Consider the following 25,785-nt stretch of genomic DNA (forward strand, 5'->3'; position numbering starts at 1 on the left):
GTCCTGTAAACGAGGCGGGAAGGGTGGAATTTAAGCGCGGAAACACGGAGTTACAGCTATAGCGGTGACTATTTATCGGGCAAACGGAAACAGCACTTTAAATCTATATGAGAATTACTATAAATTACGCGACTCAAATTGCCACCATCGTGCTACTGCCCATTTGGCGGTCGCGGATCTGGCTCAAGGACACAAACCGCACCCCGTGCGGCCGGGAGTCATGTTGGAAAACTACTATCGAGAGCTGGTGTGTTTCCTGAACGCCAAGCTGGGCAACCGTCAGGTGGCCGAAGATGTGGTGCATGACGCTTATGTGCGGGTACTGGAACGTTCCAGCGACACGCCGATCGAGCAGCCCCGGGCCTTCCTTTATCGCACCGCACTCAATCTGGTGATCGACGACCATCGGCGCAATGCCCTGCGGCAAGTCGAATCCCTGGAAGTGCTCGATACCGAAGAGCGCTACTTCACTCCATCGCCGCACACCAGCCTTGATCACGGCCAACGCCTGGCCATGCTCCAGCGCGCCCTGGCAGAGTTGCCGAGGCTGTGCCGCGAGAGTTTTCTGCTGCGCAAGATCGATGGCCTGTCCCACCCCGAGATCGCCGAACACCTGGGGATTTCCCGGGCGCTGGTGGAAAAGCACATCGTCAACGCCATGAAACATTGCCGGGTGCGCATCAAGCAATGGGACGCCCATTGATCCCCTCGGCCCGTAAAAAACAACGCTAAATTTTTTTTCATTGTCCTCGTTTCCTATCAACAGACGATCTGCTGTCCTGCTCCGGGCCGGCCAGGTCACTTAGGCTTCCTCCCCTTGTTGAGGGGTTCATCCAGAGGACACTGGAAATGACACAGGCAATTGCATCGCCCATCGTTCACGACCTGATCGGCGTCGGTTTCGGCCCTTCGAACCTGGCCCTGGCCATCGCCCTGCAAGAGCGCGGGCCGAGTCAGGGTGAACTGGATGTACTGTTTCTCGACAAGCAGGCCACCTATAGCTGGCACGGCAACACGTTGTCGACCCAGAGCGAGTTGCAGATTTCCTTCCTCAAGGACCTGGTGACCCTGCGCAACCCGACCAGCCCGTACTCGTTCGTCAACTACCTCAAGCACCACGGGCGCCTGGTGGACTTCATCAACCTGGGCACCTTTTATCCATGCCGCATGGAGTACAACGACTACCTGCGCTGGGTCGCCGGGCAGTTCACCGAGCAGAGCCGCTACGGCGAAGAAGTGCTGACCATCGAGCCGGTGCTGCACAACCAGCAGGTCGAAGCACTGCGCGTAATCTCCCGGGACACCCAGGGCCAACAGCATGTGCGTACCACCCGTTCGGTAGTAGTCAGCGCTGGCGGCACACCGCGCATTCCGGAAGCGTTCAAGGCGTTGAAGGATGACGGCCGCGTGTTCCACCACTCCCAGTACCTGGCGCAAATGGCCAAGCAGCCGTGCGTGAACAACCAACCGATGAGCGTCGCGATCATCGGCGGCGGGCAGAGCGCGGCGGAAGCCTTTATCGATTTGAACGACAGCTTCCCGTCGGTGCAGGTGGACATGATCCTGCGCGGCTCGGCCCTGAAACCGGCGGACGACAGCCCGTTCGTCAACGAAGTGTTCTCGCCGGAATTCACCGACCTGGTGTTCCAGCAAGAGAGCAGCGAGCGTGAGCGCCTGGTCAACGAGTACCACAACACCAACTACTCGGTGGTGGACATCGACCTGATCGAACGCATCTACGGCATCTTCTATCGCCAGAAGGTTTCGGGGATCGCCCGCCATGCGTTCCGCACCCTGACCACTATCGAAAAAGCCACCGCCACCGAGCGCGGCATCGAACTGGCGGTGCGCAACAACGCCACGGGCGAAGTCACCGTTCGGCATTACGACGCTGTGGTCCTGGCCACCGGTTACGAGCGCCAGATGCACCGCAAACTGCTGGCGCCGCTGGAGCAATACCTGGGCGACTTCGAAGTCGATCGCAATTACAAACTGATCACCGACGAACGCTGCAAGGCCGCCATCTATATGCAGGGCTTCTGCCAGGCCAGCCACGGCTTGAGCGACACCTTGCTGTCGATCCTGCCGATTCGCGCCGATGAGATTGCCGGTTCGCTGTATGACCATGGCAAGTCCCGTGGGCATGGGCGGTCGGTGATGGATTTGTTGCTTGCCACTGCCAGCTAATCCCTTCGGCGGCTGTGAGGCCGCCTTCGCGAGCAAGCCCGCTCCCACATTTGATCGGTGAACGCAGGTCCATTGTGGGAGCGGGCTTGCTCGCGAAGGGGCCAAAAAGAACACCACAATTCCCCGATCCTGAACCCTTCCTGAAGAACCCGCCGATTCCCCCTGCACTCGCCCAAGCATCGTTTACTCTCCAGAAATCGGGGCGTAAGCTTCGCGCGTTTTCATCAATAGCGGAGACCCACAGTGGGTACTTGTTCGAGTGACAGTAGTCGGCCGGTTGCAGTAACCGGCATTTTCTCGGCAAGCTAACGCGCAGTTTTTTGTGCCGTTACCTTGCTGACTAGCGAGTAGCGGCATCCCGATCGCGGCCCATGGCGGCCCGATACCCGACGTCCCTCTCATCGACGCTGAACCGTGCGTGATGCTCGACTTGCCAGTCGCCATCGCGGCGACTCGACGCGCCTGCTCGACGGTTTCCCGGCTGACCCTGGGGGGCAACTGCCATGAACCTGACCTTGCTCAAGGAATTCTTCGCCGGATTCCTGCGCACCCGCCACATCGCCCGGCACTTCCGTCGCCTGGCCTTGATGGAAAGCATCAACGACACCACGGTCAGCCGTGAAGTACCGCCGACGTTGGCGCAAACCCTGGTGTCCGCCGCCAACAGCGACACCGGCCAATTGCTGGACAGCCTCGGCAGTCACAGCGATGGTTTGAGCGAGCTCGAAGCCGACACCCTGCGCGAACAGTTCGGCCTCAACGAAGTCGAGCACGAACAGCCGCTGCCGTGGTGGGTGCACCTGTGGCACTGCTACAAAAACCCGTTCAACCTGCTGCTGACCTTGTTGGCGGCGGTGTCGTGGTTCACCGAAGACATCAAGGCTGCCGTGGTGATTTTCTCCATGGTGGTGCTCTCGACGTTGCTGCGGTTCTGGCAGGAAGCCAAGTCGAACCAGGCCGCCGACGCGCTCAAGGCCATGGTGAGCAACACCGCCACCGTGCTGCGCCAGGGCGCGCAGCGCATCGAGTTGCCGATCAAACAATTGGTGCCCGGGGACCTGATCGTGCTCTCCGCCGGTGACATGATTCCCGCCGATTGCCGGGTGCTCAGCGCCAAGGACCTGTTCGTCAGCCAGGCGGCGATGACCGGCGAATCCATGCCCGTGGAAAAATTCCCCCGCCAGCAGGACAGCGACACAGCCAACCCGCTGGACCTGGACAACATTCTGTTCATGGGCACCAACGTCGTGTCGGGTTCGGCCATTGCGGTGATCCTCACCACCGGCAACAGTACGTATTTCGGCGCCCTGGCCCAGCGGGTCAGCGCCACCGACCGCGCGCCCACCTCGTTCCAGAACGGCGTCAACAAAGTCAGTTGGTTGCTGATCCGCTTCATGTTCGTGATGGCGCCGCTGGTGTTGTTCATCAATGGCTTCACCAAGGGCGACTGGATGCAGGCGCTGCTGTTCGCGCTGTCCATCGCCGTGGGCCTGACCCCGGAAATGCTGCCGATGATCGTCACCTCGACGCTGGCCAAGGGCGCGGTGTTCCTGTCGCGCAAGAAAGTCATCGTCAAGCGCCTGGACGCGATCCAGAACTTCGGCGCCATGGACGTGCTGTGCACCGACAAGACCGGCACCCTGACCCAAGACAAGATTTTCCTCGCACGGCATGTGGACGTCTGGGGCGAAGAGTCCGATGACGTGCTGGAAATGGCCTACCTCAACAGCTACTACCAGACCGGCCTGAAAAACCTGCTGGACGTGGCGGTGCTGCAACACGTCGAAGTCCACCGCGAACTGGAAGTGGCCACGGCGTTTGCCAAGGTCGATGAAGTGCCGTTCGACTTCACCCGCCGGCGCATGTCGGTGGTGGTGGCCGAGCATGATCAGCAGCACCATTTGCTGGTGTGCAAAGGCGCGGTGGAAGAAATCCTCGCCGGCTGCACCCGGGTGCGCCATGGCGACTACGACGAGCCGCTGACCGATGAACTGCTGGATCGGATTCGCGAAGTCACCGCCTCGTTCAACGAAGAAGGCTTGCGCGTGGTGGCCGTGGCGGCGCGGCACACGCCCAAGGATCAGGCGGTCTACAGCATCGCCGACGAGCAGGAAATGACTTTGATCGGCTACGTGGCTTTCCTCGATCCACCGAAGGAAAGCACTGCGCCGGCCCTGCGTGCGTTGGCCGAACACGGCATCGCGGTGAAAGTGCTGACCGGTGATAACGAACTGGTCACCGCGAAGATCTGCCGCGAAGTGGGTCTGGAGCAACAAGGCCTGCTGATGGGCAACGATGTGGAGCGCATGAGCGATGCCGAACTGGCCGTAGCCGTGGAAACCACCAACGTCTTCGCCAAACTGACGCCGTCCCACAAGGAGCGCATCGTGCGGTTGCTCAAAGGCAACGGCCACGTCGTCGGCTTCATGGGTGACGGTATCAACGACGCCCCGGCGCTGCGTGCCGCCGACATCGGGATTTCGGTGGACAGCGCGGTGGACATCGCCAAGGAAGCGGCCGACATCATCCTCCTGGAAAAAAGCCTGATGGTGCTGGAGGAGGGCGTGCTGGAAGGGCGGCGCACCTTCGCCAACATGCTCAAGTACATCAAGATGACCGCCAGTTCGAACTTCGGCAACGTGTTCTCGGTGCTGGTGGCCAGTGCGTTTATCCCGTTCCTGCCGATGCTGCCGATGCACCTGCTGGTGCAAAACCTGCTGTATGACATTTCGCAGATCGCCATCCCGTTCGATAACGTCGATGCCGAGATGCTGAAAAAACCACAACGCTGGCAACCGGCGGACGTCGGGCGCTTCATGCTGTTCTTCGGGCCGATCAGCTCGATCTTCGACATCACCACGTTTGCCTTGATGTGGTACGTGTTCGACGCCAACACGCCGGACCACCAGACCCTGTTCCAGTCCGGCTGGTTCGTGGTGGGGCTGCTGACCCAGACGTTGATCGTGCACATGATCCGCACGCCGAAGATCCCGTTCCTGCAAAGCCGCGCCGCCATGCCGTTGATGATCATGACCGGGGTCATCATGGCGATTGGTATCTTCCTGCCGATGGGACCGTTCGCGCACTACTTTAAACTGCAGGCGCTGCCGTCGCTGTATTTTGTGTTTTTGCCGGTGATTCTGCTGGCATACATGGGGCTGACCCAAGCGGTGAAAGGGTTCTACATTCGCCGGTTTGGCTGGCAATAAAACGCAGCTGTGGCGAGGGAGCTCCCTCGCCACCGTTATTGCCCCAGCGCCCCCCGATGTGGGACTTGCTGAAGAGACATTTCAGACCTGTCTTACATGAGTATCTAGTTGTTTCATCTAGCGTAAGGAAAACCCCCGCCAGTCGATAACCATGGCCCTTCAACCCCTGAGCATCGCTATTCCTCCGAGCCGTTCGCACCCTTCGTGTTTTTTCAGAGCGCCATTGCACGGTGAGGCTTACCGCTATTTTTAGGAAAAGTCCTACAGAAACCGCCGCCAGTGTTCCGTAGCCTTGCGCCCCACGAACTTCTCACTCCATGGGCCACTGATGCCGAACAAAGCCTTACGAATCCTGATCGCCGACGAGCAGCATTTCCATCGGATGAACGTCGAGCGCCTGTTCAATCAACTCGGTTACTTCCGGGTGGCGCCGGCGCAAAACCTTGAAGAGCTGCTGACCCTGGTGGAATACAGCTGCGAGCCGTTCGAACTGGTGCTGATCAATGGCTGCATGGCGACCGGTGCCCTGGACCTGTCTGGCTTTTTCCAGGACAACCCGCAAGTGCACCACGCCTTGATCTACAACGGTGAGCACGCGCAATTGCCGCCGATTCCGGCCGGTGCCCGGCAAAAGGTGCACGTCAGCCAAGGCCCATTGCCTGACTTGAGCACGCTGCATCGGTTAATGGCCCGCATCGACCCGCCGCTGCAGGACGATCAGCCTTGGCTGACCCCGATATACAAGCAAATGCGTGGTTGACCGTTTGTCGGAACTGTCAGATCTGACAGGTGGTTTTGCCTGCCTGCCCATGCAAAAGTCATTGCGCAGCCGTTGCGTCTACACCGGGCCTGTCCCGGGGCATTCGCATGGCAAACGTCATGCCTTTGCACAGGGAGTTGCCATGAAGTCAGCGCTGATTGTGGACGATCATCCGGTGGTACGGGCCGCAGTCAAAATTGTCCTTGAACTAGAAGGGTTCAAACAGATTCACGAGGCGGCCAACGGTAACGAGGTCATGTCGCTGCTGCGTGATCACTCGCCGCAACTGTTGGTGCTCGACCTGGTCATGCCCTCGCTCGATGGGCTGGACGTGCTGGAACGCATCAAGGCCAGTGATCACTCATGTCGGGTGGTGGCGTTTTCTTCACTGGACCCGCTGCATTTCCAGGAGCGTTGCATGCGCGCCGGTGCCCTGGCCTATGTTTCAAAAACCAACAGCCTGGGCCAGTTACATAAAGCGGTGCAGGCAGTCATGGCCGGCTATACCTATTTCGCCCGTTTGCCCACGGCCTCGCTGGACAATTTGCAAGTCAGTGAAGCGCAGATGATCGACAGCCTCTCCAACCGCGAACTGACCATCCTCCAACACTTGGCGCGGGGTATGAGCAACAAGGCCATCGCCGAAGCCATGCACTTGAGCCACAAGACGGTCAGCACCTACAAGACGCGCCTGGTGGAAAAACTCAGGGTCGCCTCGGCGGTGCACCTGCGCGATTTTTCCAAACGCAATCATCTGATTTGAGTGGGCCGGACCGTGCGCACCTGTCTGATGTTGCTGATGGTGTTCGCGGCGCTGCAAACGACGGCCATGGCGACAAATGAGCCGCAGTTGCAGCACTTGCTCGGACACTCGACCGTGGAGGGGTATGAAGTCCGCCTGGACGAAAATGACTGGCAATGGCTGCGCGGCAAACGGGTGCTGCGCCTCGGGGTCTCGGGGCCGGACTACCCGCCCTTCGAAGTGACGCGCAATCATGATGAACTGGAAGGCATTACCGCCGACTACGCTGATCTGCTGGCGCAGTTGCTGCACGTCAAGGTCGAGGTGCGGCGCTACGGCACACGTGAAAACGCCATGGCCGCGCTCAAGCACGATGAGCTGGACCTGCTGGGCACGTCGAACAACTTCGAGGTCGCCGACCCGGACCTGATCCGCTCCCGGGCCTACGCCGAAGATCAGCCAATGCTGGTCACCCGCCTCGACGAGCCCATGCCTGATGACCTTGCGGGCAAGCGCATGGCCATGGTCGACGACTACCTGCCGGTGACCAGTGTCCAGGCCTACTACCCCGAGGCGAGCGTGCATCTTTACGCCTCGACACTTGAGGCCCTCGGCGCCGTCGCGTTTGGCCAGGATGATGTGTACCTGGGGGACTTCATCAGCGCCAATTACCTGATCAACAATAACTACCTCAACAACGTGCACCTGGCGGGGCCATCGGGCCTGGATGCCAATCCTTTCGGCTTTGCGCTCGCTCGCAGCAATGGGCGGCTGGCCGGCATTGTCGATCGGGCATTGGCGGCCATACCCATGGAACAGAGGGCGGCCATCGAGACGCGCTGGAGTGCGGGACGGGCCTCGGTGTCGGGTCAGCAAAACGTTCGGTTGAGCGCCAGCGAGCAGCGCTGGCTGGCGCGGCACCCGACGCTGACCGTGGGCGCCGTCGAGGACTTCGCGCCGCTGACATTTTTCGATGCCCAGGGCCGCTTCAGCGGGTTGACGGCGCAGTTACTGACCTTGATCAGCCAACGCAGCGGCCTGACCTTCAATGTGCAACGTAACCGTTCACTGGATCAGCAGATTCAGCAACTCAATGCCGGGAAGATTGACCTGCTACCGGCGATCATCCCCAGCGCTGAACGGGAGGCCGAGTTGCGCTTTACCCGGGCCTACCTGAGCAATCCATTCGTGCTGGTCAGCAGCACGACCCCCGGCAGTCCGCGAACCCTGGGCGATCTGGCTGGCAAGCGTCTGGCGATCAATCCGACCCATCCGTTGCAAGCCTTTATTCTGGCGCGGGCACCGGGTGTCCGCTGGGTGGACGTGCAAAGTCCGGCCCAGGGCCTTGAATCGGTGATCAAAGGCCAGGCTGATGCGGCTATTAGTTCGTTGATCCTGACCCGTTATCTGGTCGCCCGGCATTACCGCGACCGATTGCGGATCAACAGCACCGTGGGCGATGAACCGGCGCGCATCACTCTGGCGACCGGGCGCGGTGCAGTGGAGTTGCAGTCGATCCTGAACAAGGCGCTGCTGAGCATTTCGCCCCGGGAGATGGACGAGTTGGTGGCCCGCTGGAGCAACGACATGGTGCCGGATGACAGCTATTGGCGGCGTCATCGCCAGATCATTCTCCAAGGCTTCAGCGCTGCCGGCGCGTTGCTGTTGCTGGCCCTGGGCTGGATCGCCTGGCAACGGCGGCAGATTCGCCAGCGCCAGCAATGGTTGCAGCAATTGCAGGAAGCCAAGGACGCCGCCGACGATGCCAACCGGGCGAAAACCACGTTCCTGGCGACCATGAGCCATGAAATCCGCACGCCGATGAACGCGCTGATCGGCATGCTTGAACTGGCCCTCAAACGCTCCGAAGAAGGCATCACCGATCGCTTCGCCATTGAAGTGGCATCCAGTTCCGCCCAGCAACTGCTGGTGTTGATCGGCGATATCCTCGACATCGCCCGCATCGAATCCGGGCATTTGTCCCTGGCGCCGGAGCGGGCCAATCTGCACGAATTGACGGTATCGGTGTGCCGGGTGTTCGAAGGCCTGGCGCGGGAAAAAGCGCTGCGGTGGTGGGTCGAGCTGGACCCACGCAGCGACCGCGATGTGTTGATTGACCCGCTGCGCTTCAAGCAAGTGCTGTCCAATGTGCTGAGCAATGCCATCAAGTTCACTGACGAAGGCACCGTGAGCCTGACCCTTGGCGTGGAGCCTGGGCTGTCCGGTCATTTGACGGTGACCGTGGTGATTGAAGACAGCGGCATCGGCATTAGCGTCGCCGATCAGCAGCGGCTGTTCAGCCCGTTCGTCCAGGCTGGCAACAACCCGCAATCCGGGCGCAGCGGTTCGGGACTGGGGCTGGTGATCAGCCGTTCCTTGTGCGAAATGATGGGCGGGCGCCTGCAACTGCACAGCGATCTCGGTTGGGGTACGCAGGTCAAGATCAGCCTGGACGTGCCCGCGCTGCAACCGCGGGTTGGCGGCGACGTGCCCGCGAACGGGGTGCCGGTGTCGACCCGTTCGCTGACGATTCTGGTGGTCGACGATTACCCGGCCAATCGCCTGCTGTTGTCCCGGCAACTCGGTTATCTGGGGCATCGGGTGCTGGAGGCCGAGGATGGTGCGCAGGGGCTGGAGCAGTGGCGCAAACAGACGCTGGATGTGCTCATCACCGACTGCAACATGCCGGTGCTCAGCGGCTATGAACTGGCGATGGCCATTCGGGATGAAGAACAGGCTTTGCGGTTACCGGCGACGCCGATCCTGGGCTTTACCGCCAATGCCCAGCCTGAGGAAAAATCGCGCTGCCTGGAAGCCGGGATGGATGATTGCCTGTTCAAACCGATTCGCCTGGGGGATTTGAGTGCCTGGCTGGCGGCCCGGTTTGCAGATGAGGCGCCCCCGGTAGCGGAGTTTGACCTGAGCGGCCTCGAACAATACGTCGGCACTGATCGCACCTTGATCAATCGCCTGGTGCACGATCTGGCCGTGACCAACCGCGAAGATCGCGAGCGGTTGCTTGAGGCTCACGCAGCAGGCAATCGTCAGGATCTCCAGGACCTGGCGCACCGCATCAAGGGCGGTGCGCGCATGGTCCAGGCGATACGGGTGATCGAGTGTTGCGAGCAATTGGAGCAGGCCTGCGCCGAAGGTGGAGCGGCCATGATCGACGACGCCGTCGAGCGCTTGCAGCAGACCATGGCGCGTCTGGACCGAAGCCTCGACCGGCGCTGAAGATCAATCCCAGTGCGGGGCGATGCCTTTGGGGCTGGTCAAGCGCTGGCCACGATCCAGGCCGGCGATCAACGCCATGTCGGCGTCGCTCAGGGTCAGGGCGCAGGCCTCCAGATTGCTTTCCAGGTTGGCGCGTTTGGTCGATGAAGGAATCACCGCATAACCCAATTGCATGGCCCAGGCCAGGGTGACTTGTGCCGGTGTCGCCTGAAGACGCTCGGCGATCTGCTGGATGACCGGGTCCTTCAGTACCTCGCCGTAGGCCAGGGTCATGTACGAGGTGATCTGGATGCCCTGGCTCTGGGCGAATTCGACGACCTTGCGGTTTTGCAGGTACGGGTGCAGCTCGATCTGGTTGGTGGCGATGTTCTCGGCACCGACGGCGGCGATGGCCTGTTTCATCAGGTCCACGGTGAAGTTAGACACGCCGATCTGGCGGGTCAGGCCCATGTTCTTGGCTTCGAGCAGGGCGCCCATGAATTCTTCGATGGGCACTTGGTCTTCCGGGGACGGCCAGTGGATCAGCGTCAGGTCCAGGTAATCGGTCTGCAAGCTGCGCAGGCTCTGTTTGAGGCTGTCGATCAGGCGATCCTTGGCGAAATTGGCCACCCAGATTTTGCTGGTGATGAACAACTCATGACGCGGCACGCCACTGGCGGCGATGGCCTGGCCGACCTCGGCTTCGTTCTCGTAGATTTGCGCGGTGTCGATGACCCGGTAGCCCAGTTCAAGACCGGTGCTCACCGAATCGATGACCACCTGGCCTTGCAGGCGAAACGTACCAAGACCGAATGCGGGAACAGACATAGATGACTCCAGGGTTGCAGTGGGAATGGACACGAGTATCCGCGCTGAGGTCCTTGAGAAAAACCGCAGGCAGGTCAAGTCAATGTTTACCGCAAGTCATGAATAGTGAAATTGTGGTTGTCTGGTCTGGCGCTTTCGCGAGCAAGCCCGCTCCCACATTGGAACGCGGTCGAATGTGGGAGCGGGCTTGCTCGCGAAGGCCGCGCCGCGGTCTTGGAACCTACCCCCGCGCCTCAAGAATCATGCAAGTCGTCGACCCCGTCGCATACAACCGCCCATCCACATCATAAATCCGCCCCTCGGCCAGCGCCGTCGAACGCCCCAGGTGCACCACTTTGCCCTCGGCCCGCACCGGTCCGCTGGCGCCGGTCAACGCCCGGACATAGCTGATGCGCAGATCCAGCGTCGTGTAGCCCTGGCCTTTCTTCAGTTGCGTGTGAATCGCGCAACCCATGCACGAATCCAGCAAGGTCGCCGCGTAGCCGCCATGCACGCTGCCCAGCGGGTTGTAGTGCCGCGCATCCGGTGTGCCCTGGAACAGGAACAGTCCGGCCGACCACTCAATAGGGATGAAATCCATCAGCGTGCCAATCGGCGGCGAGGGCAGTTCACCGTTGCCGATGCCCTCGAAAAACTCGGCGGGGGAGAGGGCGCTGACCTCGGCCATGGACAGGCTGCCGGGGCCGGCGAGGCGGGCGCGCATCGCCTGTTCCTGGGCGATCCATTGGGCGAGGGTGGCTTCGCGGGTCGGGCTTTGCATGGTCAATTCCTCGGACGGATATTACGGCTGTAATGTGCGTCGATATTATGTCCGAAATAAAAACCTGACTACCCCCGTTCCCTATGAATAATGCGGCTGTCGTCCTGCTGGTAGAACGCTAAAGCCGGTTTTTGCCGCCTAGTGCCGGATTGGTATCAGATTTAAGCTGGGTTCATGCTTCACCCACCTATTTCGGAGGCGCGATGAAAAACATCATCGGTATCTACACCAGTCCACGGGCCCATTGGGTCGGCGACGGTTTTCCGGTTCGCACGCTGTTTTCCTACGACACGATGGGCCAACACATCAGCCCGTTCTTGCTGCTGGATCACGCCGGTCCCGCTGAATTTACCCCGACAACCGAACGGCGTGGCGTCGGCCAGCACCCGCATCGCGGTTTTGAAACCGTGACCATCGTCTACGACGGCGAAGTGCAGCACCGCGACTCCACCGGCAGCGGCGGCACCATCGGCCCCGGCGATGTGCAATGGATGACCGCCGCCTCGGGGATCATCCACGAGGAGTTCCACTCCGACGATTTCGCCAAACGCGGCGGCAAACTGGAGATGGTGCAACTGTGGGTCAACCTGCCGGCCAAGGACAAAATGGCCGACGCCGGTTACCAGACGATCCTCGACCGCGACATCCCGAACATCCCGCTCAAGGACGACGCCGGTCGCCTGCGCCTGATCGCCGGTGAGTTCGACGGCCATACCGGGCCGTCCCGCACGTTCACGCCGATCGATGTCTGGGACCTGCGCCTGAACGCTGGCAAGTTGCTGACCCTGGACTTGCACGAAGGGCGCAACACTGCCCTGGTGGTGCTGCGCGGCACGGTGCAGGTCAACGGCCTGGAATTAGTGCGGGAAGGGCAACTGGCGCTGTTCGAGCGTGATGGAAAGCAGCTCAGCCTGGAAGCCAACAACGACGCAGTGGTGTTACTGCTCAGCGGCGAACCGATCGACGAGCCCATCGTCGGCCATGGTCCGTTCGTGATGAACAGCGAACAGGAAATCCACCAGGCGTTTGCCGACTTCCAGTCGGGGCGGTTTGGACGGATGAGCCACTAAACCCCGCCACACCGCAATTCCCCTTGTGGGAGCGGGCTTGCTCGCGAAAGCGGTGTGTCAGTCACTATCAATGTCGATTGACACACCGCCTTCGCGAGCAAGCCCGCTCCCACAGTTGTATTGGGTTGTTCTTGAGAAATCAATTTGCTCCTACACTGTGCCCAATGTGTGAAATCTTCGCGCCATTGGCCCTTGCTGGAGTTGCTTGATGCTGTCACTGCTCACCGATCACCCGCTGCTCGCCGCGCTGGCCCTGATCCTGATTGATCTTGGCTTGTGGCGTTTGATCAGCACCAACGGCAGCAACTGGAAACTGGTGGTGCGGCTGGTGATTTTCGCGTTGTTCAGCATCCTGCTGTTCAACGAGGGCCTGAACCCGCTGGAGCCCGCGCCCTGGGCCGATAACGTGCCGCTGCACCTGGCCGCCACCGGTCTGCAGATCGGCTGGTGGTTGTTCGGCGCGCGGACCCTGACGGTGCTGATCGGCGCGGTGATGATGCAACGGGTCGGGCATACCGGGCGTTTGCTCCAGGACTTGCTCGGCGCGGTGATTTTCCTGATCGCGATCATCGCGGCCATGGCCTACGTGCTCGACTTGCCGGTCAAGGGCGTGCTCGCTACCTCCGGCGCAGTGGCGATCATCGTCGGCCTGGCGCTGCAAAGCACCCTCAGCGACGTGTTCTCCGGCATCGTCCTCAACACCACCAAGCCTTATCAAATCGATGACTGGATTTCCATCGACGGCACCGAAGGCCGGGTCACCGACATCGACTGGCGCGCCACGCGCATGCAAACCGCCCAGGGCAGCCTGGCGGTGATTCCCAACTCCCTAGCGGCCAAGGCCAAGATCATCAACTTCAGTCGGCCGAGCGACATGTTCGGCGTGTCCATCTGCCTGCAACTGAGCCCCCACGCCCGGCCGAACACGGTGGTCGAAGCCCTGGAACGGGCGATGCAGGGGTGTCGTTTGCTGCTGGACCACCCGGCGCCGAATGTCGCCCTGAAAAGCTCCAGCAGCGCCGGGGTGGAATACGAAATCAGCGGGTTTGTCGCCTCGATGGACCAGAAGCGCACCGTGCGCAATCTGCTGTTCGACCTAGCCTACCGGCACTTGCAGGCCTCCGGCATCAACCTGCTGTCGAGCGTCGAACCCAACCCGCCGAGCAACGTGTCCCGGCCGCGGGCGCTGCTGGAAAGCTCGGCGATTTTCTCGACCTTGCGCCAGGAAGAAAAAGAAACCTTCAGCCAGAACATGACCCTGCAAACCTTCCGCGCCGGCGAGACGATCCTGGCGGCGGGGGAGGTCAGCGATCACTTGTTCATCATCGAATCGGGGGTTATTTCAGTGACCCTGATGCGCCACGGTACGCCGTTCGAATCCGGGCGCATGGGGCCGGGGGAGGTGATCGGCGAGGCCGGCATCCTGTCCGACACCTCGGTGCCCGCCGCGTTTACCGCCAAGACCTTCTGCGCCCTGTATCGCATCGAAAAGGCCTACCTCAAGCCATGCCTGGATGCCCGGCACGACATCAACGATGCGATGAAGGCGTTGCTGGATTTCCGTTTGCACAAGGCCCGGACCTTGACCCAGGACGAGCCGGTGGTGGTGCAGAAGAAGGGGTTTTTGCAGTGGTTGCGCAATCGTAATCACGGATAGCGCGGGTTTTTGTCGCCAGGGCGGGCCTATTCGCGAGCAAGCCCGCTCCCACATTGAATCTGTGAACGCCGCAGATCCACTGTGGGAGCGGGCTTGCTCGCGAAGGCGATACCAGCATCGCTATAACTCCTGGAATGAAACAGGTTTTTCGGGCGGCCCCTCAATGGCCTCCTCGTCTTCCCGAATATTGGCTATTTGTCACAGACGTGGGCGGGCTTAACTTAGCTCCACACCCACTTGTGACGGAGCCCCACCATGAAACCTCGTATCGATTTCTACACCGCTTCCCCAGACGCTCTCAAAGCCATGATCGCCCTGGAAACCGCGGTCTCGAAATTGCCGCTGGAAAAGAACCTGATCGAACTGGTCAAGCTGCGCACTTCGCAAATCAACGGCTGCGCGTTCTGCCTCGACATGCACAGCGCCGATGCCCGCAAGGGCGGTGAAGACGAACGTCGACTGGCCACCTTGTCGGCCTGGCGTGAAACGCCGTTCTTCACCCCCCGTGAACGTGCGGCGATGGCCTGGACCGAATCCTTGACCTTGATCAGCCAGACCCACGCCTCGGACGAAGACTACGAACTGGCCGTCTCCGAATTCAGCCCCAAGGAAATGGTCGACCTGACCGTGGCCATTACCACCATCAACGCCTGGAACCGCCTGGCCATTGGGTTCCGCAAAATGCCTCAAGCCTGATCAATGAGCGTCTGCTGACGGCGCGGCCGGTGGTTGCACCTTGCGCATCAAGGGCACCATCGCCGTGGCGATAATGAAGCAGACCATGATCACCAAAAACGCGTCGCCATAGGTTTGTGTCTGGGCTTCGCGATACGTCAGCAACCACAGCTGATGCAGGCTGGCGGTGACCCCGGCGTCACCGCTCTGGCCCAGGGCGGCGAAGTTGTTGCCGACTTGGGACAGCCACTGGTTGAGCGCTTCGTTGGTGCTGTTCAGGTGCTCCGCCAACCGCGTGAAGTGCAGGTTGGTGCGGTCGTTGAGGATGGTGGCACACGCTGCGATACCAATCGCACCGCCCAGGTTGCGCATCAGATTGAACAACCCCGAAGCATGTTTGAGCCGCGCCGGCGCCAATCCACCCAGGGTTAACGTCACCGCCGGTGGCACCGCCAATTGCTGGGCAATCCCGCGCAGGGCTTGCGGCAGCATCAATTCTTTGGCCCCCCAGTCATGGGTGATCGGGCTGAAATCCCACATCGATAACGCGAATAATCCAAGGCCGGTCATCATGATCCAGCGCAGGTCGATGCGGTTGGCCATAAAGGCGTACAGCGGAATCGCCATGATCTGGAACACCCCGGTGGAGAAAACCGCCAGACCAATGTCCAGTGCGCTGTAGCCACGCACCCGACCGAGAAACAGCGGCGTCAGGTAAATGGTGGCGAACAGGCCGATCCCGGTGACAAAGGAAAAGAAGCAACCGAGGGCGAAATTGCGGTCCTTCAGGGCGCGCAAATCGACGATCGGATTGGCCACGTACAACGTGCGGCTGATAAAGGCCAGTCCGGCGAGGCCGCTGATCCACGCGGTGGCCAGGATCGTGCTGTCGCTGAACCAGTTCCAGCGCGGGCCTTCTTCGAGGGTGTATTCCAGGCAGCCGAGAAACAGCGCCATGAACACCATGCTGAGGTAGTCGGCGCCCTTGAGCAGGGACAGTTCTGGCCGATCGATCTTTACCAGCATCGGCACGACCACGGCGACGAAAATCCCCGGCACCAGGTTGATGTAGAACAGCCAGTGCCAGGACGAAATATCGGTGATCCAGCCACCGATCACCGGGCCCAACGTCGGCGCCAGGGACGCCACGGCGCCGATGGTCGAGGCGGCGATCACCCGTTGTTTGCCGGTAAAGAAAAAGAACGCCGTGGTGAACACCAGCGGGATCATCGAGCCGCCGAGAAAGCCTTGCAGGGCACGGAAGGCGATCATGCTCTGGATGTTCCAGGCCACGCCGCAGAGCAGGCTGGCCAAAGTGAAACCCACCGCCGAAGCACAGAACAGCCAACGAGTCGAGAACACCCGTGACAGCCAACCCGACAACGGAATCACGATGATTTCAGCGATTAGGTAACTGGTCTGCACCCACGCGGTTTCGTCGGTGCCGGCCGAGAGTCCGCCGCCGATGTCACGCAACGAGGCGGAGACAATCTGGATATCCAGCAGCGCAATGAACATGCCGATGCACATGCTGGCGAAAGCGAAGACCTTGGTCGCCGTCGCCATGTCCGCGACATTGAATGGCTGCGCGGGAGCGGTGACGGTGCTCATGGCGCGCTGGCCACGGCTGGGGTTTTATCGTCGGCACGGGTGTCGACTTCAGCAGTCACCGACAGCCCCGGACGCAGATGGCCGAGCACGCCATCCGCCGGGTCCAGCACGATGCGCACCGGCACCCGCTGGACGATTTTGGTGAAGTTGCCCGTGGCGTTTTCCGGTGGCAACACGCTGAACTGCGCACCACTGGCCGGGGCGAGGCTGTCCAGATGACCGTGGAACACCTGGCCCGACAGCACGTCGGCGCGGATGATCACCCGCTGACCGGATGTCATCCGCGCCAGTTGGTCTTCCTTGAAATTGGCATCGACCCACAGCCCGCTCGATGGCACCACCGACAGCAGTTGCGAACCGGCCTGGGCGTAAGCGCCGACCCGCGCCCGACGGTTACCCACCACACCATCCACCGGCGCTTTGAGTTCGGTGTAGCCAACGTTGAGTTGTGCCAGGTCACGCTCGGCCTTGGCTTGCATCAGCGCGGCGCGGGCCTGTTGTTTCTGGGTTTCGATCACGTCCAGTTGACGCTGGGAGGCGAGCAATTCCGCCTGGGCTCGAGCGCTGATGGCTTGGGCGGTCTTGAACGTGGCGTTGGCCCGTTGCGCGCTTTCCACCGAGACGGCGTTGCTGCCCACCAGTTTTTTGTAACGCGCATCGTCATCCCGGGAACGGGCGGTTTCGGCGCCGGCGGCATCGATCCCGGCGCGGGCCTGGCCGATCACCGCGTGTTGCAATTGCTCGGTGGCGTCGAGGTTGGCGAGCAGGGCTTCTTCGGCGGCGACCGCGCCTTCAGCCTTGGCCAGGTTGGCGCGGTAGTCCCGCGAATCCAGGCGCACCAATACATCGCCGGCCTTGACCTTCTGGTTGTCGGTCACCAGCACTTCTTCGATATAACCCGCGACTTTTGGCCCGATCACCGTGACGTCACCGCCAATATAGGCATCGTCGGTTTCTTCGAGGAAACGCCCGGCGCTCCACCAGTGGGCGCCGTACAACCCGATGCCGACCAGCGCCGCGATGGCCACGGTCAGCAACAGCAGACGCTTGAGCACGGGCGGCTTGGCGGTCACCGGGACAGCCAGGTCGGGTTCAACGGTGGGCATGCTGGTCATGGAGAAATACCTGTGGGGAGGGGCTTTATTACGGCTGTAATATGACGCATGTCATATTTGCTTGCAATTAATTTTTGCTGCCGATCGTCAGGTGCTTATTTGAGCCAGTTGCCGGGCGTGACGCCGGTCATGTCCTTGAAGAACGCGATAAACGCGCTGTCGCTGGCAAACCCCAGTTCGAAGGCGCTGTAAGAGAGGCTGCGACCGGTGGCGAGCAGTTCCATGGCGCGCATCAATCGCCATTGCTGGCGCCACTGCTGATAACTCATGCCGGTTTCGCGCTGGAAGATGCGGCCGATGGTTCGTCCGCTGGCGCCGATCTGCCGTTCCAGCACCTGCAGTTCCGGTGGCAGGCGTTCGGGTGTGGCCAGCAACGGTGCCAGGCGTTTGTCATAGGGCAGGGGCAGGAGCATCGGTTGCTGCGCGGCCTCGCGAATTTCGCTCAGGCACAGGCCCAGCAGGTGGACGAATTTGCCCTGCTGCCAATCGGTGGAGAAATCCGCCAGCGCCATCGGTTCCAGCACCGCCCGCAGCAGCGGACTCACCTCAATCACACAGACCTGTTGCGGCAGGTCGATACACAACGCTGGCGTCAGGTAAATCGATCGATAGTCCACGCTGTGGTGCATCACCGCGCGGTGCGCCACGCCCGAGGGAATCCACGCGGCGCGGGAGGGTGGCAACAAGCACAACTGCTGGGCGAGGGTGATGCGCATGCAGCCCCGGCGGGTGAACAGCAGTTGCCCGCGCTGATGTTGATGCAGGCCGGAATCGTGGTCGCCGAGTTGCGAGGCAATGCCGATGACACTCGCCGGGTAGCGATCAGGGTCGAAGGTGACGTGGGATTCGAGCCAGGCCATGAAGATGTCCGATTTCAACGATAACGTGTCAGGGTTTGGATAATACGTCACTCAGCGCTTCTTAAACTCTTCGCCAGTTTTATTGAAGAGTGACGCTGTGATGAATTCCCGAAACCTGTTGGTGCTGGCGATTGCGTTGTTGATGTTCCCGCAGATCGCCCAAACCCTGTACAGCCCGGCATTGGCGGATATCGGCCAGGCCTTCGGCGTCGGCCCGCAAGCGGCGGCACAAACCCTGTCGGTGTATTTCCTGGCTTTTGCGTTCGGCGTGGTGGTGTGGGGGCGGGTGTGTGACCGCATCGGTCGGCGGCCGACGATGCTTGGCGGTTTGGCGTTGTATGTCTGGGCTTCGATGCTGGCGTTGAACGTCAGCACCTTCGACGGTCTGCTGATGGCCCAGGCACTGGCTGCCTTCGGCGCGGCGGTGGGCTCGGTGGTGACGCAAACCCTGCTGCGCGATCGCTTCCAGAGCGCCGAACTGGCTCAGGTATTTTCCCTGGTGGGCATCGCGCTGGCGGCCAGCCCGGCCCTCGGTTTGTTCAGCGGGGCGAGCCTGGTGCACGCCTTTGGTTATCGAGGTGTGCTCGGGTGTCTGTTGCTGTTGTCCCTGGGATTGTGGCTGTGGTGCTGGCGAAGCCTGGCGGAAACCCGACCGCAACACCTGACCCGCGCCGGCCTGTTCGAGACCCTGTGGCGCATGCTGCAAGACCGGGACATCTGGCGTTCGACGCTGCTGGTCGCGTTGTTCAACATCGCCTTGTTCAGCTATTACAGCCTCGGTCCTTTTATCTTTGAGCGGCTGGGGTTGAGTGGGCAATTGTTCGGCTACAGCGGGGTGATCCTGGCCCTGGGGGCCGGCCTTGGTGCCTGGCTCAACAAACGTCTGCTGCGTCGAGGCGTCACGGGTTTGCGCTTGATCCGTCTCGCGGCGAGCACGGCATTGCTCGGCGGCATCGGCGTTTGGTGGTTGCAAGGCAGTGGCCTGTTTGTGTTGCCGATGCTGTGGGTGCTGCTGGCGTTCGGCATGGCGATCCCGAATATCCTCGGCTCGGCCCTGCTCAACTACGGTGATCGACTGGGCACCGCCGGCGCGCTGTTTGGCTTGATGTATTACCTGTTGATTGGTGGCGGTCTGATGCTGGTCGGCTGGTCCCAGGCATTGGGCGAAACCTTGATGCTGTGCGGCGCATTGGCCTTGCTGCTGGTCTGGCGGAAAGACTGACCAGTTTTTCACTGTCTTACACAGATTTGGGTTCACTGAAGATCTTCTGTGGGAGCGGGCTTGCTCGCGAAAGCGGTGTCTCAGTCAGTATCAATGTTGAATGATCAAATGCATTCGCGAGCAAGCCCGCTCCCACATGGATGGCAGGTGTTCAGTCCTTCAGTGATCTTTACCTCAATGCCCAGGCCGAGAAATAACGGCAGCCAATGTCGCTTCCCATCAAGTGCCGGCGCGGCGTCTCTCTACACTGCGCAAAAGCCGATCCACCACGCCGAGAACACCCGATGAATCCATCTGTCGAGCAACTGAGAATCCGCCTGGCCTGTGCCTTTCGCTGGGCGGCGCGGCTGAACCTGCACGAGTCCATCGCCAATCACTTCAGCGTCGCGGTGTCGGGGGACGGTCGGGAGTTTTTGATCAACCCGTACGGCAAGCATTTCTCGCGAATCAAGGCCAGTGACTTGCTGCTGGTCAACGCCGATGACCCGGCCAGCCTCGACCGCCCGGACGCGCCGGACATCACTGCCTGGGCCTTGCACAGCGCACTGCACCGCAACCAGCCCCACGCCCGCTGCATTCTGCACACCCACTCCAAATACGCGACGGCGCTGGCCTGTCTGACCGATTCGCGGTTGCCACCGATCGAGCAAAACGCGATGCGTTTTTTCGAGCGCGTGGCGATAGATGACGGTTTCGACGGCATGGGATTGGGCGAGGAGGCGGAGCGGGTCAGTCACTTGCTCGGCGACAAACCGATCATGCTCATGGGCAACCACGGCCTGCTGGTGGCGGCACCGACCATCGCCCAGGCGTTCGATGATTTGTACTACTTCGAACGCGCCTGCGAGACCTACATCACCGCGCTCTCGACCGGCCGCGAGCTACGGATCGCCAGCGATGAAATCGCACGCAAGACCTGTCGGCAATGGCTGGATTACCCGGGTTTTGCCGACAAGCATTTCGACGCACTGATGGAAATTCTGGACGAAGAAGAACCCGACTATCGGTTAATCAGGCCGTAACACAACAACGAGTGTGGTTATCGGCGGTAATCAGTCCGCCTCGGCCGGGCGCCGTTCCTTGCTCAAGGGCTGGCGCATCACCGGAGCGGTAAAGACCTGGCTGCGGTCTTCACTGGGCGGGCAGCCGAAGCGGGCGCGGTAAGTGCGGGAGAAATGCTCCAGCGAACCAAAGCCTGAACACGCCGCCACTTGCGCCACGCTCAACCCCGTTTGTTGCAGCAAACTGTGGGCCTTGGCCAAGCGCAGGGTGATGTAGTACTTGAGCGGTGACAGGCCGGTTTGATGTTTGAACTGACGCTCCAGTTGCCGCCGCGACAGCCCGACCTGACTGGCAATCGCCTCGCAATCGAGTGGCTCTTCCAAGGCTTTTTCCATCAACTGCACCGCCCGGCGAATCTTGCTGCCGTACATCCCGGTGTTGCCCGGGCCGCCGTCGAGTTGATTGTCCGCTGGCGCCCGTACATGCCCCATCAATAGGTGCATGGCGATTTCCCGGGACAGGTCGCTGTCGACGCTTTGGCCGATCCAGCCGAGCAGCATGTCCAGGGTCGTGGTCGCGCCCGCGCAGGTCATGCGCTGGCGTTCGAGGGTGTAGAGCTGCGGCTTGGCGTGCACCCGCGGATAGCTTTCCTGAAACCCCTGCAGATTGTCCCAGTGCACCGCTGCTTCGTAACCGTCCAGCACCCCGGCGGCCGCGAGCAATTCGGTGCCGGTCTCCACGCCCATCAACACCGCGCCGAACAACGCCTGTTTGCGCAGCCAACTCTTGAGCGCCAGGTTGCGGCTGTGTTTGTGCACGTCGAAACTGGCGATCACCAGGCACACATCAAATCCCTGGTCCGCGCGCAACCCGTCGTTGGCTACGCTGCTCAGGCCATTGCTGGCCTGCACCGGTTCGCCGTCCAGGGACAGCAGCGACCATTCGAAAAGCTGCCGTTGAGTCAGCCAATTGGCAATCGCCAACGGCTCCAGCACCGCCGCCAGGCCGAAGTTGGAAAACGACGGCAGCAACAACACCGCGACCCGCAACGGTGCGACATCGCCGCGCCGCCAGGTGAAGCGGGTTTGCGGGCTGTTGGACGACTGATCAGTCATGAGCGATCTCTATCGTTGTCGAGTCTGCCACTGCGGATGAATCCAGACCGGTGCATCCAGTGCCACCAGCGGTGGCAGGTCACGAATCAGGTCGCTGGCCTTTTCCGCGATCATCACCGTCGGTGCGTTGGTGTTGCCGCTGACGATCACCGGCATGATCGAGGCATCCACCACCCGCAAGCCGTCGAGGCCGTGCACCCGAAGCTGCGGATCGACCACCGCTTGCGAGTCGCTCGCCGGCCCCATCTTGCAGGTGCCGCTGGCATGGTAGCCGGTTTCCGTGACCTGCCTGGCCCAGGCATCCAGCGCTTCGTCGCTCTGGGCGTGGGGGCCGGGGACCAATTCTTCACCTTTGAAAGCAGCCATGGCCGGTTGCTCGATGATCTCGCGCACCAGCCGGGCGCCGGCGCGCATGTCGGCTCGATCCTGCTCGGTCTTCAGGTAATTGAACAGGATGCGCGGCGGTTGTCGAGGGTCGGCGCTGTTGAGCGTGACGCTGCCCAGGCTGGTAGGGCGCATCAGGTCGATATGAATCTGGAACGCGTGGCCCGGCACCAGATCGACGCTGCCCGGCTTCACCGCCAGCGGCATGAAGGTCAGTTGCAGGTCGGGATGTTCGACGCCAGCGCGCGAGCGGATAAACGCCCCGGCCTCGAAATGATTGCTCGCCGCCAGACCATCGTGGGTGACGAACCAACGGGCGCCGATCCACCACTTGCCCGGCGCGGTGGTCCAGGGATAGAGCGACACCGGTTTTTTGCACAGGTACTGCACGACGGTGTCCGGGTGATCGTTCAGCCGTTTGCCGACGCCGGGCAGGTCGTGAAGCACGCTGATGCCGAGGTCGCGCAACTCCGCCGCCGGACCAACGCCCGACAGCAACAACAACTGCGGCGAATTGATCGCCCCGGCGGTGAGCAACACTTCGCGACGGGCAAACGCCTGATGGATCTTGCCGCTCTGTTCGTACTCAATGCCGACGGCGCGCAGGCCGTCGAACAGGATGCGCAACGCCAAGGCATCGGTGGTCACCCGCACATTGCCCCGCGCCAGTGCCTCGCTCAGATACCCTCGCGAAGTACTCCAGCGCCGCCCGTTGCGAGTGGTGCGATCCACCGGCCCGAACGCTTCCTGACGATAGCCATTCAAATCGCTGCTCAAGCCGTACCCGGCCTCGGCGCCCGCCGCCAGAAACGCCGCGCACAATGGCGTTTGCGTATCGCCGGGGGTGACGTGCAGATGCCCGGTCGCGCCTCGGTAATCGTCGGCGCCATCGGCATGGGTTTGTGCGCGTTTGAAATACGGCAGCACCTCTTGATAGCTCCAACCGGCGCAACCTTGCTCGGCCCAACCGTCGTAATCCCGGGCATGGCCACGGATGTAGACCATGCCGTTGATCGACGACGAACCCCCCAGCGTCCGGCCTCGCGGCGTGCCAATCCGGCGGCCGTCCAGATACGGTTCCGGCTCGGAGGTGTAGCTCCAGTTGTAGCGCGTGCCACCGACGACGATGCCCACGGCGGAGGGCATGTCGATGGTCCAGCTCTGGTCCGCCGGGCCGGCTTCCAGGACCAGAATCCGCACACTGGAGTCTTCGCCAAGACGATTGGCCAGCACGCAACCCGCTGACCCTGCGCCCACAATCAGGTAATCAAACTCATGATCGGCCATGGTTTGCGTTGCTCCATCAATAGTTATGAAGTGGCCTCAGTCCTGTGGGAGCGAGCTTGCTCGCGATGGCGGTGGGTCAGTCAGCATTAGTGTTGAATGATCAATCGCTATCGCGAGCAAGCTCGCTCCCACAGGAACTGTGCTGGGTTCAGATGGCACGCGGACCATGAATCCCGTTGAACACCAACTTATGAAAGTGATGCACCAAGTGCTCGCTTTCATTGCTGCGCTGGGCATCGATCATGTAGCGCCCCTGGTCGTAACCCAGGGAATGCAGGCCTTTCTGCACTGAGATATTCAACGCGATATCTTCCGGTCCCAGATCCTCATTCATCCACTTCATGCACGACGCACTCACCGGTGCCGTTTCGCCGTTATTGGAGTAGTAGCCGAAGCGCAGTAGCGAGCGCTCGGCGTCCAGCGGGATCATGATGAACGAGCCCAGAAACTCCGAGAACGGGAAGGTGTAGAAGGTGTTGTTCGGCCACATGCCGATGTTGAAGAAACACTCATCGGGGTTCATCTCGGGCCTCAGCGGCACGCCGTAGGCTTCGGTCACCGAGAGGTTGGCCGGGGCGATGTAGGTCCACCAGTTGTCGCGTTTGGTCAACTGATAGCCCTTGAAGTCGATCAGCTTTGCCAGGTCGATATGGCACGGCCCGGACAACTTGAAGTGATAACCCTCGATGGAGTTGTCCATGATCACCTTCCAGTTGGCCGGTACGATCACGTCCTGTTCCTCGATCAGGCGCATGTTCGCCAGGTTCGGAAACACCCGGCGCATCTCTTCATCGGCACCGGGAAACAGATCGCGCAACGACGGCGCCGCCGGGTCGAGGTTGAAGTAGATGAACCCGCCCAATTCTTCAGTACGCACTTGCGGAATATTGAACTGCTGCAACTCGAAGTTCTTCATCTTCTCGCAGCGCGGCGCTCCACGCAGGGTGCCGTCCATCTCGTAGCACCACGAGTGATAGGCACAACGCACCACGCCACCGGTGGTGCCGCGCCGTGCTTCGAGCAAGCGATTGCCGCGATGCTGGCAAACGTTGTGGAACCCATGAATCTGACCCTGACGATTGCGCGCCACCACCACGCTCTGATCAAACAGATCCGTCACCACGTACTGACCCGGCTCGGCGAACTCGCTGACATGCCCGGCCACGTGCCAGGCATGCATGAAAATATTGTCGCGCTCGGCCTTGAACAGCGTCTCGTCGAAAAAATAACGCGAAGGCAGGGTGAACGCTTCTTCCGGGTCCTGATGATCCCAACCCTCGACGGGGCTTTGCTGTTTGCGGGTCTGGAAGTTTTGCATCGGGGCGATCTCCACAGTGACTGGCCGCACGGCATGGCGGCGTGTTCTGGGAGTTAATCTAGGGCGCGGGGCAGGGCGGGGATTGATGGATTGCGACGAGTTGGGTGGGGGAATGATCAAGGACTGTGGCTGTGATGCAGTGCTATGACGTCCAGGAGAGCCGCCCCTTCATCGACCCCCTGAGGAATGATTTGCCGGGCTTAATAGGAAGCATTACTATTCACGCCTTCTCCCCACAGCACACCGCAATGACCCCCAAGCTGCCCCGCACCCACGGCTTTTTCGAGCATTACGAAGAGTTGATCGGCACCTGGACCCGTCGCCTGAGAAATCGTCAGCAGGCCGAGGACCTGGCCCACGACACCTTTGTGCGGGTGCTTGAGTCGGATTCGGCGGCGGTGGAGCAGCCTCGGGCGTATTTGCACCAGACCGCGCGCAATATCGCGGTGGATGGTTATCGGCGTGAGGATCGGCGGGGCGCCATGGAGTCCGAGGCGATTGATCACAGTGTGTCGTCGTCCGGCGACCCGGAGCATTTCATGCATGCGATCCAGTTGGCCGATTCCATTGAACGGGCGCTCACCGAGTTGCCGATCAACTGCCGCAAGGTGTTTGTCTGGCAGAAGATCGAAGGCCTGACCCAGGCTGAAATCGCCGAGCGGTTGGGGCTGTCCAAGAACATGGTGGAAAAGTATATGATCCGCACCCTGCGGCACTTGCGTGATCGCCTCGACGGATTGCAGCCATGAGCGGCCGCGCCTTTTCATCCC

General features: G+C 61.2%; 21 protein-coding genes. 12 read left to right on the forward strand and 9 right to left on the reverse strand.

Going from position 1 to position 25,785, the window contains the following annotated elements:
* Positions 1-220 precede the first annotated feature (220 nt).
* Both BK665_RS28680 and BK665_RS28685 read left to right on the forward strand, forming a co-directional pair.
* A complete protein-coding gene (locus tag BK665_RS28680) occupies positions 221-703 on the forward strand; it encodes a sigma-70 family RNA polymerase sigma factor (protein ID WP_123409894.1) in 483 nt (160 codons plus the stop codon).
* 146 nt (positions 704-849) lie between these two features.
* On the forward strand, positions 850-2,187 hold the full coding sequence (locus BK665_RS28685; RefSeq protein ID WP_123409895.1) for a lysine N(6)-hydroxylase/L-ornithine N(5)-oxygenase family protein: 1,338 nt from the start codon (positions 850-852) through the stop codon (positions 2,185-2,187).
* 340 nt (positions 2,188-2,527) lie between these two features.
* On the opposite strand, the gene BK665_RS34555 is transcribed toward BK665_RS28685, so the two are convergent.
* Positions 2,528-2,692 carry a hypothetical protein gene (locus tag BK665_RS34555; RefSeq protein WP_185076672.1) on the reverse strand — a complete coding sequence of 55 codons (165 nt, stop codon included), beginning with the start codon at positions 2,690-2,692 and terminating at the stop codon, positions 2,528-2,530.
* Between BK665_RS34555 and mgtA the strand changes: the two genes are divergently transcribed.
* The 4 genes from mgtA to BK665_RS28705 all read left to right on the forward strand — a co-directional run bounded on the left by mgtA (position 2,691) and on the right by BK665_RS28705 (position 10,132).
* Entirely contained in the window at positions 2,691-5,396 is a 2,706-nt protein-coding gene (gene mgtA, locus BK665_RS28690) for a magnesium-translocating P-type ATPase (protein WP_123409896.1), read from the forward strand. The genes BK665_RS34555 and mgtA overlap by 2 nt on opposite strands.
* 328 nt (positions 5,397-5,724) lie before the next feature.
* Entirely contained in the window at positions 5,725-6,156 is a 432-nt protein-coding gene (locus BK665_RS28695; RefSeq protein ID WP_123409897.1) for an ANTAR domain-containing protein, read from the forward strand.
* A 142-nt stretch (positions 6,157-6,298) separates the two neighbouring features.
* Positions 6,299-6,919 carry a response regulator transcription factor gene (locus tag BK665_RS28700; protein ID WP_123409898.1) on the forward strand — a complete coding sequence of 207 codons (621 nt, stop codon included), beginning with the start codon at positions 6,299-6,301 and terminating at the stop codon, positions 6,917-6,919.
* 36 nt (positions 6,920-6,955) lie between these two features.
* Complete coding sequence (locus tag BK665_RS28705; protein WP_375538957.1) at positions 6,956-10,132, forward strand: transporter substrate-binding domain-containing protein; 3,177 nt, start codon at positions 6,956-6,958, stop codon at positions 10,130-10,132.
* A 3-nt stretch (positions 10,133-10,135) separates the two neighbouring features.
* On the opposite strand, the gene dkgB is transcribed toward BK665_RS28705, so the two are convergent.
* Positions 10,136-10,939: a 2,5-didehydrogluconate reductase DkgB gene (gene dkgB, locus BK665_RS28710; RefSeq protein ID WP_123409900.1), complete on the reverse strand. Its 804-nt coding sequence runs from the start codon at positions 10,937-10,939 to the stop codon at positions 10,136-10,138.
* A gap of 220 nt (positions 10,940-11,159) precedes the next feature.
* Positions 11,160-11,699 carry a PaaI family thioesterase gene (locus BK665_RS28715; protein ID WP_123409901.1) on the reverse strand — a complete coding sequence of 180 codons (540 nt, stop codon included), beginning with the start codon at positions 11,697-11,699 and terminating at the stop codon, positions 11,160-11,162.
* 203 nt (positions 11,700-11,902) lie between these two features.
* Here BK665_RS28715 and BK665_RS28720 point away from each other — a divergent pair, with 203 nt between their 5' ends.
* The 3 genes from BK665_RS28720 (at position 11,903) to BK665_RS28730 (ending at position 15,122) form a co-directional block, all read left to right on the forward strand.
* The gene (locus BK665_RS28720) at positions 11,903-12,769 is read left to right on the forward strand and encodes a pirin family protein (RefSeq protein WP_123409902.1); all 867 of its coding nucleotides are present in this window, start codon (positions 11,903-11,905) and stop codon (positions 12,767-12,769) included.
* A 208-nt stretch (positions 12,770-12,977) separates the two neighbouring features.
* Entirely contained in the window at positions 12,978-14,426 is a 1,449-nt protein-coding gene (locus BK665_RS28725) for a mechanosensitive ion channel family protein (RefSeq protein WP_123409903.1), read from the forward strand.
* A 255-nt stretch (positions 14,427-14,681) separates the two neighbouring features.
* The gene (locus BK665_RS28730) at positions 14,682-15,122 is read left to right on the forward strand and encodes a carboxymuconolactone decarboxylase family protein (RefSeq protein ID WP_054051525.1); all 441 of its coding nucleotides are present in this window, start codon (positions 14,682-14,684) and stop codon (positions 15,120-15,122) included.
* Here the strand turns inward: BK665_RS28730 and BK665_RS28735 are convergent, their stop codons facing one another.
* The 3 genes from BK665_RS28735 to BK665_RS28745 form a co-directional block, all read right to left on the reverse strand.
* Positions 15,123-16,712 (reverse strand): DHA2 family efflux MFS transporter permease subunit, encoded by a 1,590-nt coding sequence (locus BK665_RS28735; protein WP_123409904.1) that lies wholly within the window; start codon positions 16,710-16,712, stop codon positions 15,123-15,125.
* A complete protein-coding gene (locus BK665_RS28740; protein WP_123409905.1) occupies positions 16,709-17,827 on the reverse strand; it encodes an HlyD family secretion protein in 1,119 nt (372 codons plus the stop codon). The genes BK665_RS28735 and BK665_RS28740 overlap by 4 nt, the downstream gene beginning before the upstream one ends.
* A 95-nt stretch (positions 17,828-17,922) precedes the next feature.
* Positions 17,923-18,687, reverse strand: a complete 765-nt coding sequence (locus BK665_RS28745) for an AraC family transcriptional regulator (protein ID WP_123409906.1) — start codon at positions 18,685-18,687, stop codon at positions 17,923-17,925.
* A 100-nt stretch (positions 18,688-18,787) separates the two neighbouring features.
* Here BK665_RS28745 and BK665_RS28750 point away from each other — a divergent pair, with 100 nt between their 5' ends.
* Both BK665_RS28750 and BK665_RS28755 read left to right on the forward strand, forming a co-directional pair.
* Positions 18,788-19,909 (forward strand): MFS transporter, encoded by a 1,122-nt coding sequence (locus tag BK665_RS28750; protein WP_123409907.1) that lies wholly within the window; start codon positions 18,788-18,790, stop codon positions 19,907-19,909.
* Between the two features lie 284 nt (positions 19,910-20,193).
* Positions 20,194-20,931, forward strand: coding sequence for a class II aldolase and adducin N-terminal domain-containing protein (locus tag BK665_RS28755; RefSeq protein ID WP_123409908.1), 738 nt, complete (start codon positions 20,194-20,196; stop codon positions 20,929-20,931).
* Between the two features lie 30 nt (positions 20,932-20,961).
* On the opposite strand, the gene BK665_RS28760 is transcribed toward BK665_RS28755, so the two are convergent.
* The 3 genes from BK665_RS28760 to BK665_RS28770 form a co-directional block, all read right to left on the reverse strand.
* Complete coding sequence (locus BK665_RS28760; RefSeq protein WP_123409909.1) at positions 20,962-22,026, reverse strand: GlxA family transcriptional regulator; 1,065 nt, start codon at positions 22,024-22,026, stop codon at positions 20,962-20,964.
* Positions 22,027-22,035: 9 nt separating this feature from the next.
* A complete protein-coding gene (locus BK665_RS28765) occupies positions 22,036-23,697 on the reverse strand; it encodes a choline dehydrogenase (RefSeq protein WP_123409910.1) in 1,662 nt (553 codons plus the stop codon).
* A gap of 148 nt (positions 23,698-23,845) precedes the next feature.
* Positions 23,846-25,015 (reverse strand): aromatic ring-hydroxylating oxygenase subunit alpha, encoded by a 1,170-nt coding sequence (locus BK665_RS28770; RefSeq protein WP_123409911.1) that lies wholly within the window; start codon positions 25,013-25,015, stop codon positions 23,846-23,848.
* 248 nt (positions 25,016-25,263) lie between these two features.
* Here BK665_RS28770 and BK665_RS28775 point away from each other — a divergent pair, with 248 nt between their 5' ends.
* Positions 25,264-25,764 carry a sigma-70 family RNA polymerase sigma factor gene (locus BK665_RS28775; protein WP_054617329.1) on the forward strand — a complete coding sequence of 167 codons (501 nt, stop codon included), beginning with the start codon at positions 25,264-25,266 and terminating at the stop codon, positions 25,762-25,764.
* The last annotated feature ends 21 nt before the right edge of the window (positions 25,765-25,785 follow it).

It is taken from the genome of Pseudomonas frederiksbergensis (assembly GCF_003732665.1).
GTDB lineage: Bacteria > Pseudomonadota > Gammaproteobacteria > Pseudomonadales > Pseudomonadaceae > Aquipseudomonas > Aquipseudomonas frederiksbergensis_G.